General features: G+C 59.2%; 12 protein-coding genes, 1 tRNA gene and 1 pseudogene. 5 read left to right on the top strand and 9 right to left on the bottom strand.

The features are described 5' to 3' along the window. Positions 1–63: 63 nt before the first annotated feature. A protein-coding gene (locus tag NH195_RS12215; protein ID WP_155846026.1) for an IS3 family transposase occupies positions 64–1,193 on the top strand; the annotation gives its coding sequence in 2 pieces (ribosomal slippage) (positions 64–307 and positions 307–1,193; 1,131 coding nt in all). Positions 1,194–1,228: 35 nt separating this feature from the next. Here the strand turns inward: NH195_RS12215 and NH195_RS12205 are convergent. After that, positions 1,229–1,758 (bottom strand): annotated as a pseudogene (locus tag NH195_RS12205) (IS5 family transposase); the annotation flags it as partial. Positions 1,759–1,863: 105 nt separating this feature from the next. On the opposite strand from NH195_RS12205, the gene NH195_RS21530 reads away from it, so the two are divergent. Further along, a complete protein-coding gene (locus tag NH195_RS21530; RefSeq protein ID WP_202906505.1) occupies positions 1,864–2,922 on the top strand; it encodes a hypothetical protein in 1,059 nt (352 codons plus the stop codon). Positions 2,923–3,281: 359 nt separating this feature from the next. On the opposite strand, the gene NH195_RS12195 is transcribed toward NH195_RS21530, so the two are convergent. Further along, a tRNA-Pro gene (locus NH195_RS12195) sits at positions 3,282–3,358 on the bottom strand. Positions 3,359–3,494: 136 nt separating this feature from the next. Continuing rightward, positions 3,495–4,439: a DMT family transporter gene (locus tag NH195_RS12190; protein ID WP_066707359.1), complete on the bottom strand. Its 945-nt coding sequence runs from the start codon at positions 4,437–4,439 to the stop codon at positions 3,495–3,497. A gap of 123 nt (positions 4,440–4,562) precedes the next feature. Between NH195_RS12190 and NH195_RS12185 the strand changes: the two genes are divergently transcribed. Next, complete coding sequence (locus tag NH195_RS12185; RefSeq protein WP_066707356.1) at positions 4,563–4,853, top strand: hypothetical protein; 291 nt, start codon at positions 4,563–4,565, stop codon at positions 4,851–4,853. Positions 4,854–4,914: 61 nt separating this feature from the next. On the opposite strand, the gene leuB is transcribed toward NH195_RS12185, so the two are convergent. The 3 genes from leuB to NH195_RS12170 are packed head-to-tail and all read right to left on the bottom strand — an operon-like array spanning position 4,915 to position 7,958. Further along, positions 4,915–6,018, bottom strand: a complete 1,104-nt coding sequence (gene leuB / locus NH195_RS12180) for a 3-isopropylmalate dehydrogenase (RefSeq protein WP_066707353.1) — start codon at positions 6,016–6,018, stop codon at positions 4,915–4,917. A gap of 60 nt (positions 6,019–6,078) precedes the next feature. Then, complete coding sequence (locus NH195_RS12175; RefSeq protein ID WP_066707380.1) at positions 6,079–7,077, bottom strand: endonuclease/exonuclease/phosphatase family protein; 999 nt, start codon at positions 7,075–7,077, stop codon at positions 6,079–6,081. Between the two features lie 44 nt (positions 7,078–7,121). Next, a complete protein-coding gene (locus tag NH195_RS12170) occupies positions 7,122–7,958 on the bottom strand; it encodes a hypothetical protein (protein WP_066707351.1) in 837 nt (278 codons plus the stop codon). 577 nt (positions 7,959–8,535) lie between these two features. Between NH195_RS12170 and NH195_RS12165 the strand changes: the two genes are divergently transcribed. Next, positions 8,536–8,775 (top strand): EF-hand domain-containing protein, encoded by a 240-nt coding sequence (locus NH195_RS12165; RefSeq protein WP_066707377.1) that lies wholly within the window; start codon positions 8,536–8,538, stop codon positions 8,773–8,775. A gap of 35 nt (positions 8,776–8,810) precedes the next feature. Here the strand turns inward: NH195_RS12165 and NH195_RS12160 are convergent, their stop codons facing one another. Continuing rightward, the gene (locus NH195_RS12160; RefSeq protein ID WP_066707349.1) at positions 8,811–9,329 is read right to left on the bottom strand and encodes an HdeD family acid-resistance protein; all 519 of its coding nucleotides are present in this window, start codon (positions 9,327–9,329) and stop codon (positions 8,811–8,813) included. A gap of 146 nt (positions 9,330–9,475) precedes the next feature. On the opposite strand from NH195_RS12160, the gene NH195_RS12155 reads away from it, so the two are divergent. Beyond that, positions 9,476–10,006, top strand: a complete 531-nt coding sequence (locus NH195_RS12155) for a hypothetical protein (RefSeq protein WP_155846171.1) — start codon at positions 9,476–9,478, stop codon at positions 10,004–10,006. Between the two features lie 57 nt (positions 10,007–10,063). Here the strand turns inward: NH195_RS12155 and leuD are convergent, their stop codons facing one another. Further along, positions 10,064–10,669: a 3-isopropylmalate dehydratase small subunit gene (gene leuD / locus NH195_RS12150; protein WP_066707340.1), complete on the bottom strand. Its 606-nt coding sequence runs from the start codon at positions 10,667–10,669 to the stop codon at positions 10,064–10,066. A gap of 12 nt (positions 10,670–10,681) precedes the next feature. After that, complete coding sequence (leuC, locus tag NH195_RS12145) at positions 10,682–12,109, bottom strand: 3-isopropylmalate dehydratase large subunit (protein WP_066707337.1); 1,428 nt, start codon at positions 12,107–12,109, stop codon at positions 10,682–10,684. Positions 12,110–12,217 lie beyond the last annotated feature (108 nt).

The raw sequence follows: 12,217 nt of genomic DNA, 5'->3' as shown, positions 1-12,217 counted from the left end.
TGGACGTGTCACGGTTTGATGCCGCTCCTTTGATAGCCTTTACTGGAACAAAGGAGACTGACTATGGGACTGAAACGGACGGACGAATTTCGCCAAGATGCAGTGCGTATTGCGCTGACCAGCGGGTTGACGCGCAAGCAGGTGGCTGATGATCTGGGCGTTGGCATGTCGACGCTGAACAAATGGATCACAGCACACCGAGACACGAAGGTGGTTTCACAAGAGGATTTAGACCTCGCCAAAGAGAATGAGCGGCTTCGACGAGAGATCCGGCTTCTCAAGGAGGAGAGGGAAATCCTAAAAAAGGCCACCCAGTTCTTCGCGGGCCTAAAGCAATGAGATTTAGGTTTGTCGAGGAACACAGGAACCATTTTCCAGCCAACCGTTTATGCAGTGTCGTTGGCGTCAGCACACGTGGCTTGCGGGCCTTCCGTAGTCGCCCTGCCAGTCGCAGACAACGATCTGATATGGTCACGCTTGCACACATCAAAGAACAGTCCCGCCTGAGCCTTGGTAGCTACGGCAGGCCGCGAATGACCGAAGAGTTGAAGGAGATCGGTCTGGACGTCGGTCATCGCCGTGTGGGCCGCTTGATGCGCGAGAACGGCATCCGGGTCGAAAGATCGAAGAAATACAAGGTCACGACGGACAGCAACCATGCGTTCAACATCGGGCCAAACCTGCTGAACCGGGACTTCCACGCCGATCAACCGAACCAGAAGTGGGCGGGCGACATCAGCTATGTCTGGACGCGAGAAGGATGGCTCTACCTGGCTGTTATTCTTGACCTGCATTCTCGGCGGGTGATCGGCTGGGCAGTCAGCAATCGCATGAAACGCGACTTAGCGATCCGAGCATTGAACATGGCCATAGCTTTCCGGGCGCCGCCCAAAGGCTGCATTCATCATACGGATCGCGGGTCGCAATATTGTTCACATGACTATCAGAAGCTTCTGCGCCAGCATGGCTTCAAGGTGTCGATGAGCGGCAAGGGCAATTGCTACGACAATGCTGCTGTCGAAACGTTCTTCAAAACCATCAAAGCCGAACTGATCTGGCGCAAGTCATGGGAAACGCGGCGGCAAGCTGAAGTGGCGATCTTTGAATACATCAACGGGTTTTACAATCCGCGACGACGCCACTCAGCACTAGGCTGGAAAAGCCCCGTCGCATTCGAACGGAAAGTGGCTTAAACGAGCACATGGGGCGGCACGAAAACGGGACAGGTCCAATCAGCGTCGTAGCCACGATCGGCGAGCAACCAATCCGCCGTCGGCAGGCCGTCCAGGAGGGCCGCCGCGCCCGTGTAATCACTGACCTGACCAGCTGACATGAAAAACCTGATCGGGCGTCCGCTGGTGTCGGTCACGGCATGGAGTTTGGTATTCATGCCCCCTTTGGTGCGACCGATTAGCCTGCCGCGCCCCCCTTTTTTGACCGCAGGCTTGAGGCCGTGCGATGGGCTTTTAGGTAAGTCGCGTCGATCATGATCGTGGTTGGCTCCTCCACTTCGGACGCCAGCCCCTCGAAGATCCTGACAAATACACCCATCTCGCTCCACCGCTTCCAACGGTTATAGAGCGTCTTGGACGGTCCGTATGCCTTGGGTGCATCACACCAACGCAAGCCATTGCGATTGATGAAGATTATGCCACTCAGCACGCGCCGGTCATCGACACGCGGCTTGCCATGGCTCTTCGGAAAGAATGGCCTAAGTCGCGTCATCTGTTCGTCCGTCAGCCAAAAAAGATTGCTCATCGTGCTTCCCCTTCTGTCGGGACAGCGTGAATCACGGGACCAAGATCAGCGCAAGACGATTAATGGGTCCTGACGCTTGGCAAACGGTATGCGCGTGCGACGGCCATGGCACACACTGAAGCATTGAACGTTTTGGCCGCCGAGATGGGGTTCGCACACTGGAAGGAACTGACCGATGCAACTAAGGAGGGCTGGCTTCCGGGTGACGAGGATTTGGCAAAGGCGGGCGAATTTGTGCGCCAAGTAGGAGCCAAAACCGAGGCAACCGCATCCACCAGGGACTTCCAGCACAACGACGAGCCAACATCAGAAGAAGGTGAGCTTTGCGGCCATCAATTCCAGATTGGGGACTATCTTGGGGACGTTATCGTCTCAGGGGTGGGTTGGGAATTACGCATTCCGGAAGCCCCGTTTAAAGCACCTATCGTCGAAATTGATGAACGCTATGCAGAAACTAGCCCGGTCAGGGAACCCGAATTTCTGAGCAAACTACTCGATATCGCCAAAGAGCGCAGCAAACGAATCCGGGCGCAAATGGCAGTGGATTGGCCTCGACGATCAACAAAAGCCGATCTTGATGGCGTAGCACGCCACCCAATTGGAGGCGGGGAAGCGTCTGTCTGGTACTGCCATAGCTGCGATGTGCAGATTACAGGAACACAATTGGCGAAGAACTATTGGCACTGTCCAAACTGTGGCACACATCCTCTCAATATTCACATGGAGCCATTTGACAGTAAGTCTCCTGGGAAGCCGGCGGAGACGCCAAATGATGCGCAAAGAGAAACCCCAGAAGTGCGCATTGTGGAGCCTAGGCTCACACTTCACTTGAATGAGGAGACTGTCTCAGTGCTCATACGGTGTGCGCTCCTTGAGGATGCAACGTCAGTCAACGAACGCTTAGGCGCAATGCGCGCGGAAATCAGTCTCATAGATGGAGAAGAAGTCTGGATCACATTTGATGAGTTGCTGTGGCCGGAAGACAAAGAACCGACGTCAGCGCTGGCAGTCGCGGCAAAGCTTGGACTGGAAGTTGAGCAAGAGCTTTCCTTGTTCACAGAACCATTTGCTTGGCCGGACTTGGGCAGCGTGACTTCAAAGACCGAAGAGTTCACCGCAACACTGCTGAAGGCCTATGAGGAACACGGTGTGATCAAAAGGTAATCGTCTTGATGTTGCACGGGCTGGGTAGTTAGAGATGCAAAACTGCCCAGCTCTAGCGGACGTCTGTTTTCGGAAAGCTGCTGCGCAGCATACTGGGGTACCGGCAACGTCCGGAATGGGCCGAAATTTCCGCGACAATGCAGCAAAGCGTAGGCTCGCTTTGTCAGCTCTTAGCCTCGTCGACAATCTTTGGGTTCCAGACAGATTCCACGTTTTCATGAAGCGGCGCACCCGCGCGGCGGGTGCAGATAATGTGTTTGCCCTCTAGCGGCGGGCAAACCGAGCCAGGGCAAAACGGCGCTCAAAGGTCACATCGTGACGCGAAAGGACAAATGTCCTGACTATCGATAAGTTTGAATTGGTCGGAGCGAGAGGATTCGAACCTCCGGCCCCTGCCTCCCGAAGACAGTGCTCTACCAGGCTGAGCTACGCTCCGACCGTGACGGGCGGAATATAGGGGGGCGCGGCGATTTGCAAGAGCGAATTTCGTCTTTGCCACGAAAGACCGATAACATGCCCTGACCCATCTCCGTTTCCATGAAAAACAGGTTTTCCCACACACCCGGCACGGCTCAGCGGAGCTTCTCGCGCCGGACAAAAGGCGAAATTCGAAAGGACATCGCTGTCGAGGCCCGCGAGCGGGTCCTGAGCACCGGAGTATTCTCAGAATGACCGCCACGCGATTCGCGGAACACAATGTAGAGGCCCGACAGGATGATGATCCCGGCGCCAAGCACGGTGGCGCGGTCGACGCTCTCGCCAAAGATGAAATAACCATAAATCGTCGCCCAGATGATCTGGGAATATTGCATCGGCGCGACGATGGCCGCCTCGGAGGCACGATAGGCCAGGATGAGGACCACGCCACCTGTGAAGCCCAAGAGCGACACGGTTGCCACCCCGCCCAGATCCAGCAGCGGCAGGGGATGGTAGAAAAACGACATGGCCGTCCCCATAACGATGAAATTGGCGATCAGCGGGTAGAGCATCAGCACTTCGGTGCGCTCCTCCCGCCCGACCTTACGGACGACGACGGAGGCGAAAGCCCCGAAGAGCGCGCAGGAGAGTGCTGCGGCATGGCCAAGGGTCAGTTCGGTGCCTCCGGGGCGCAGAACGACCATCACTCCGATGAGGCCCAACACAACCGCCGCCCAGCGGTGAAAGCCGACCTTTTCGCCCAGCATCGGGATCGACAGGATGGTGATCACCAGAGGGGTGGCGAAGATCAGGGCGTAGACCTGCGCCAGCGGCAGGACGGAAAAGGCGTAGAAGGCCGCGACCGTGTTGATCATCGCGGCGAGCGTGCGGAACAGGGTCCACCACGGGTGAACCGGGCGCAGATGGCCGGGGTTGCGGTCGCGGATCAGCATGAACATGACCAGCGGGAAGGAAAACAGCGTGGAGAAGAAGATGATCTGGAACGGGGTGTAATGCCCGCCCAAGAATTTGATCACCACGTCATGGGTTGAGAAAATCGCGAAGGCGGCGAGCGCGTAGAAGGCTCCGGTGATGTTCATGCGGTCTGTCCTGTTGCTGGCCTGTTTGCTTGCGCTATCACGGTAGCACTCCGGAGAATGCTTTCAACGGGATCGGTCGGTTTGCCCTTGTTCCCGAGGAGACCCGACCCCATCTCATGATTCATGTATCGCACCCGGAAATCCGCAACCTGCTGTTATTGTGGCTCGAAAACCGTGCTGACGCTCGATGCGGCACGGCATGAGCTGAAATGTACCAATTGCGGCGCCCCCTTGTCGCGGATGAAGGCGTTGCGGGTGGACCATGTGGGTGAGACGGTTTCGCCCAAAGGCAAGACGGCGAAGAAGGCCCGCGCGCTAGCCTTGGAGAAGCCCCGTCAGAAAAAGAAGAAGCGCAAGGGCGTGGCGCATCGGTTGTTCGATGCCGCCGAGGATCTTTTCGATCTTTTCGACTGACACATTCGACCGATGCAAAAGGGCGCCCCAAGGGACGCCCTTTCGTCAATGTCAAAGCAGATCAGAGCGAGGCGTCGAGCGCTGCAAGGATCGCGTCGCCCATGCCGGAGGTGGACACCGGGGTGACACCTTCGCCCGCCAGCAGATCGCCGGTGCGGACACCGTCGGCCAGAACTTTCTCGATGGCTTTTTCCAGACGCGTAGCCTCTTCGCCTTCATTGAAGGAGTAGCGCAGCGCCATGGCGAAGGAGAGAATACAGGCGATCGGGTTCGCTTTGCCTTGACCCGCAATGTCCGGGGCCGAACCATGGACCGGCTCGTACATGGCTTTCGGACGACCGTTTTCCATCGGCGCGCCGAGGGAGGCAGACGGCAGCATGCCGAGCGACCCGGTGAGCATGGCGGCACAGTCGGACAGGATGTCGCCGAAGAGGTTGTCGGTCACGATCACGTCGAACTGTTTCGGCGCGCGCACGAGCTGCATCGCGCCGTTGTCGGCATACATGTGGCCCACTTCGACCTCGGGATAATCTGCGGCCACCTCGTTGACGACATCGCGCCACAGGATGCCGGATTCCATCACGTTGGCCTTTTCCATCGAGGTGAGCTTCTTGTTGCGTTTCATCGCCAGCTCGAAAGCGGCGATCGCAACACGACGGATCTCGGATTCGGTGTAACGCTGGGTGTTGATACCCACGCGCTCATTGCCTTCGGTGATGATGCCGCGCGGCTCGCCGAAATAGATACCGGAGGTCAGTTCGCGCACGATCATGATGTCGAGACCGGCCACCACGTCTTTTTTCAGCGAGGAGAAATCGGCCAGAGCGTCAAAACACTGCGCCGGACGCAGGTTGGCGAAGAGGTCCATTTCCTTGCGCAGACGCAGCAGGCCGCGTTCCGGCTTCACAGAGAAATCGAGAACGTCGTATTTCGGACCGCCGACGGCGCCGAGCAGGACGGCGTCCACTTCCTGGGCTTTCGCCATGGTTTCATCCGCGAGCGGCACTCCGTGCACGTCATAGGCGGCACCGCCGACGAGATCCGTGGTGACATCGAATTTCAGGCCGCGCTTGTCGCCGTACCAGTCGATGATCCGAACCACTTCGGCCATCACTTCGGGGCCAATACCGTCACCGGGGAGAATGAGAAGAGAAGGCGTGCTCATGTCGCGTCGAGTCCTTGTTTTCCTAAGGTTGGCTCGGGGTAACGGCTGCTTGCCCTGTCGTCAAGGAATGGCAGCGATATCAACCCAGACAAGCCCGTGCCGAAAGTCGTTTTTTTTCAAATTCACCTCCGGCCATGCGATGCCCGAGGCGACAATCGCCAGATCGGCTGAGGGCAGGACATAATCCACCCGCAGGTTTCCAGGCAGGGGATCGGTCCAGTCGGCGGTGTCCATCGCGGGATCGCCGCGCTGGCCGGGATTGGCGACCGGGGCGTTGGACGTTGCGCGAGAACGGGGGTCCTGTAGCCGGGGGTCAGCGAGCAGGTGCTGCATCTCTGCCCGGTCGCCATCGCCATCCATCGGGTCGAGGTTGCTGTCGCCCAAAACAACGAACGGGCCGTCGGGCGGTGAGGCCTCCAGCGCCCCGTCGAGATAAAGCGACCAGAACCGGGTCTCGTCGCTGTTGCGCCGCCCGTTGCGGTCTTCCGGCCCGTCGAACACCGGCGATGTCGCGGTATAGGCGAGGAGATGCAGCGGCTGGTCGTGCCAGAGCACGGGAATGTCCCAATGCGCATGGGACGACAGGCGCAGGACACCGAGATCCTCCGCATCGAAATACCCCTGCGGCAGGTTGGCCCCGGGCAGATCGCGCCACAGAAGGTCGGAGAAATCGTGGATGTCGCCCGCGACAATCGGCAGGCGGGACAGGAGCGCCATGCCGCCCTGACCGGTGAACTCGCCGTAGGATTGCGCATCCTCGGGCTCACCCAGCCGCCCGTCCTTGTCGAGATCGCGCCCGGTGGGGCGGCCGGAATTGCCGGGACGGGTGAAGAGATAAGGATAGTCCAGCGCCTCCGCGAAAGCGGTCAGCGTGTGGCCGTCGAGATCGGTGTCGAAGCCGGTCAGCAAGAGAATGTCGGGGGAGAGCACCCGGATATGCGCCTGTGCGGCCAGAACCTGCGGATCGTCGCCATCGAGGATGTCGCGCAGCAAAAGCCCCGGCCCCTTGCGCATGAGTTCCACAGTCCATGTGGCGACACGCAGCGTCTCCGCCGACATAGCAAAAGGCGCAAGCAGGAAGAGAGAAAGCAGCGCGCCCCGGATCACGCGTGGGCGTGATCGAGATCGGCGCGGGCGTAGGTCTGGCGACGCTTTTCTTCGATCATCGAAGCCACGCGCCCCATGGCGATGCCCCGCATGAAGAGAGAAGACGGCAGGAATGCCCATGCTGCGACGGCCCAGATCATGGATTGGTCATTGGTGACGCTCAGACCCCCGAAGAGATCGCCTGCCGATCTTAGCACCGCAGGGATCACGAAGGGCAAGGAAAAACCGATGATCGTGTTGACCCGCGCATCGCGTTTCAGCCGTTCGACCACATCGCCCCCGGCGGTCGGATCGAAGGTCGGCAGGTTGATCCAGACATTGAAGGAGCCGGATTTCGACGGCCAGTGGCCGATCCGCAGCACGATGAGAAAGATCGACAGCGCCATGAGCGAGATGAGATAGCTCATCCCCGCCGCTTCGCGCATCAATTCGATCTCACCCAGCGAGCTGGTGTCGGGCAGAGCGGTCAGCATCAGGCGCACCGGAGAATAGGGGAAATCGAGCACATAGCCGATCAGCGCGCCGATGGCGGTGACGAAATCCGTGACCACGGTCGGGGCGGCTTCGCCACGCACGATGAGGCTCAGGAGGATCACGGTGACGAAAAGCGATCCGAAGCGGACACGGTTGAACGGCGGCGCGTTGCGGAATTCCACGAGACCGGGATAGGCGGAGACATATTCGAAGAAGGTCAGAGCAGCGCCGAAGAAGGCGACGAGTGCCACGACCTGCGCGGAATCGGCGGAGACGTTCGGCAACAGCGCAGATGGCGCCGTGATCAGAATGACCACCAACGCAGCACGCAACAGCGCTCCCAGGACGCGATGAATCACTGCCCATTTCCCTTCAAACTGGCTGAAAGCGATGCGATGCCGCCCTCTTGTTCCATTTTGATCCCGCCAAATATGACGGATTGCCTCAATCTTGCCCAACTTTTGCCTTCTTTCATATCCGCCAGCAAGGAATGGTTAAGGTTAACCGCTGAAATCGGGCGGATTCGTGGACAAAGCGGTGCGTTTTTGCATCATTGTCGATGCCTCTTGTGGGGGGTCGCGCGAACAGCACAAAATGTGGGATGGCAAAAGGTGACATGCCGGGAACCGGGGGGGGGGGCGCTGCCCCCTAGCCCCTGGAGAATCCTTCAGAGCGATCAAGAGGGACATACCGTCCGCCCCGCCCTTCGCGCAGATCCTTGCCGGTTTTGACCGTCAAAATCCGCCGAAGTGCCGAAACCCGCCTAAAAACACGCGGCATTTCGCCCCCTTCCGGCAGTCAGGCGCGCAAAATCTTTGCAATGTTTCCAGCGCCTTGCGAGCTCGCCTCTCGGGCGTATCTCTCGGATCGACGGTGCAGAACCGTTCCGATTTGCCCGCAAGACGCGGGTGCCATCACAAGAAAGGACACATGAACATGAAATCTGTTGCACGGACCCTTGGCGCTCTGACCCTCCTTGCCGCCCCGGCTTTTGCGCAATCCACGCTGGTGGACAGCGACGGGAACGGCACGTTTTCCATGGCGGAAATGCGTGCGGTCTATCCCGATCTAAGCGAAGAGACCTTTGCGGCGATTGATGCCGATGCCAGCGGCGAAGTGTCGATCGAGGAACTGGCCGCGGCGCAAACCAACGGCCTGCTGCCGACGCTGGAATGACGCATGCGACGACGGCGGCCTCTCCGGCCGCCGTTTCAGGACCGGTGGTTGCGCAGGAACAGGCCGAAACCGATCAGACCGGCACCGTCGACCAATAGCTCAATGCCCAACAGCAAGCCCAGAAGCGACAGGGAAATCGCCGCAAAATTGCCGATGATGTAACCGGCCAGAAGCACGGTCACCGTCCCGGACAGCAACAGCGTCCAGAACAAGGGGCTTTCCCGCATCCGCCAGGCCATGAGCAAACGGATCAGCCCGGAGGCCACAAGGAAACCGGTCACCACCATGGTGAGCGACACCGTGCCCTCGACCGGGTTGGCGATGAAACTCACCCCGATCATCAGGCTCAAAAGCCCCCAGAGCAGGGAAAAGACCCGGTTGTCATGGGCCGCGCCGGAGAAGCCCGCCCAAAGCTGGGCAGCACCGGCGATGGCGAAGAGCGTACCGAGCATGATGGTGATCGCAAGCGAGGCGACCACCGTATTGCCCAGCGCGAGAAAGCCGAAAAGAAACGTCAGGACACCGATCCCGACCCAGATTTTCCAATTCGTCATAGCTGATCTCCTTTCGGCTGATCGCTTATGTCTCACAGGTAAACATGTGATTGTCACCATAGAAGACATGCACAGGGATTTTTTCCCATTGTGAATGAAACGTGATCTGCCAATAGTCCGGAGAAAGACGTTTTCGGAGTGTTATCATGCCAATATTGCTGGCCGTTCTCGGGGTTGCCATTACAGCGTTCTTCTACATGAACCGGGCGCGCAATGCCGCCAATGCCGCCTCCGATCTGATCGGGATGGCGGACGATCTCCGGCTCGCCGTGCGCCGTTTCGGCTTTACCCGCAAGTCGGGAACGCATCCCGTGGAGCAGATCGAAGATGCCCGGATCGCGGTGGCCGCTCTGGTCAAGGCGGTGATCGACGAAGCGGGCTATCCGACTTCGGAACTGATCCTGCAATATGTGATCCGGCTGCAAAAGGATCTGGATTTCAGCCTGACGGATGCGGAAGAGATCAAGACGCTCGCCGACTGGCTGATCGCATCCTGCAACGGGTCGAGCACTGCAATCACGCGGCTTGCGCGCAAGCTCTACAAGCTCGCGGGCTCCGACGGCTACGGCCCGGTCGAAGGCATCCTCCATTCCATCTATGCGGGCGTCGGACAAAAGCCGAATGCCAAGCAGTTGGACAGCCTTGCCGAAATTCGCCGCTTGATGCGTGCGAAGTGAACCCAATGCAAAACGGCGACCCAATGGCCGCCGTTTTCCGTTCTTGATCCGTGAACCTCAGACCCAGGGACGTTCCTGCGCCATCTTCGCCTCGTAGGCGTCGATATCCTTAACATGGGCCATGGTCAGGCCGATGTCGTCGAGCCCTTCGAGCAGACAGTGTTTCTTGAAAGCGTCCACTTCAAACGGGAAGCTTTCGCCGTCCGAGGTGGTCACGGTCTGCGCCTCCAGATCGACGACCATACGGGCGTTCGAGCCCTTCTCGGCGTCCTTCATCAACACATCCACAACCTCTTGCGGCATCACGATCGGCAGGATGCCGTTCTTGAAGCAGTTGTTGTAGAAAATGTCGGCGAACGACGTGGAGATCACGCATTTGATGCCGAAATCCGCAATCGCCCAGGGCGCGTGTTCACGCGACGAGCCACAGCCAAAGTTGTCGCCCGCCACGAGGATTTGCGTGTCGCGATACTGCGGTTTGTTCAGGACGAAATCGGGGATTTCATTGCCCTGACGATCATAGCGCATCTCGTCGAACAGGTTCACACCAAGGCCGGAGCGCTTGATGGTTTTCAGGAACACCTTGGGGATGATCATATCCGTGTCGATGTTCACCAGCGGCATGGGCGCCGCGATACCGGTCAGTTTTTCGAACTTTTCCATCTTTGCGGCTCCTTAAGCGGTCTCGGTTTCGGTCATCAGTTCGCGCACATCGGTCAGGTGACCGGTGACGGCGGCAGCGGCGGCCATGGCAGGCGACACGAGGTGCGTGCGGCCCTTATAACCCTGACGTCCCTCGAAGTTGCGGTTCGAGGTGGAGGCACAGCGCTCGCCCTCGGACAGCTGATCGGGGTTCATGGCGAGGCACATGGAGCACCCAGCCAAACGCCACTCAAAGCCCGCGTCGATAAAGATCTGCGCGATGCCTTCTTCCTCGGCCTGAGCCCGCACAAGACCCGACCCCGGCACGACCATGGCCCGTATGCCGTCCTTGATCTTCTTGCCTTTGAGGATTGCGGCGGCGGCGCGCAAATCCTCGATCCGGCCGTTGGTGCACGACCCGATAAAGACGGTGTCGATCTGGATGTCGGTCAGTTTTTGACCCACTTCGAGCCCCATGTATTCGATGGCGCGTTTCGCCGCGTCCACCTTGCCGCCTTTGAAGCTCTCGGGCGCAGGCACAACAGCGGAGATTGGCAGAACGTCCTCGGGAGAGGTGCCCCAGGTCACAACCGGCTCGATCTCTTCGCCTTTCAGCGTCACGACCTTGTCAAAATGCGCGCCCTCGTCGGTGTAGAGGGTTTTCCACCAATTCAGAGCGGCCTCGAACTGCGCGCCTTTCGGGGCGTGCGGGCGGCCTTTGACATACTCAAAGGTGGTTTCGTCCGGGGCGATGAGACCGGCGCGGGCGCCGCCTTCGATCGCCATGTTACAGACGGTCATACGGCCTTCCATCGACAGATCGCGGATAGCTTCGCCGCAATATTCGATGACATAGCCGGTGCCGCCAGCGGTGCCCGTTTCGCCGATCACGGCCAAGGTGATGTCCTTGGCGGTCACACCGGGGCGCAGCTTGCCGGTGATTTCGACCTTCATGTTCTTGGACTTCTTCTGGATCAGCGTTTGCGTTGCCAGAACGTGTTCCACCTCGGAGGTGCCGATGCCGTGGGCCAGCGCGCCGAACGCACCATGGGTGGCCGTGTGGCTATCCCCGCACACAACGGTCATGCCGGGCAGGGTCCAGCCCTGTTCCGGGCCGACGATGTGGACGATGCCCTGACGCACGTCAGAGACCGGGTAATAGTTGACGCCGAACTCTTTCGCGTTCTTGTCGAGCGCCTCGACCTGAATGCGGCTCTCTTCGTTGGCGATCACACCAGAGACGCGGTCCAGCGTGGTCGGCACGTTGTGATCCGGCACGGCGATGGTTTTTTCCGGCGCGCGCACCTTGCGGCCCGCCATGCGCAGACCTTCAAAGGCCTGAGGCGAGGTCACTTCGTGGACGAGGTGGCGGTCGATATAGAGCAGGCAGGTGCCGTCCTCTTGCTCATGGGCCACATGGGCGTCCCAGATTTTATCATAGAGTGTCTTCGGGGCGGTCATTTCGCTCTCCCGTGGATGTACTTTGGAATTATGAAAGATGTCAGCGGGCGTGCCGGGCACGCCAAAAGGCCCGGCTTCAAAGTCGGGCTAGTACGGAGTTCATCGCCC

It is taken from the genome of Celeribacter ethanolicus (assembly GCF_001550095.1).
Lineage (GTDB): Bacteria > Pseudomonadota > Alphaproteobacteria > Rhodobacterales > Rhodobacteraceae > Celeribacter > Celeribacter ethanolicus.
This window is presented reverse-complemented; position numbering and strand designations above follow the sequence as displayed.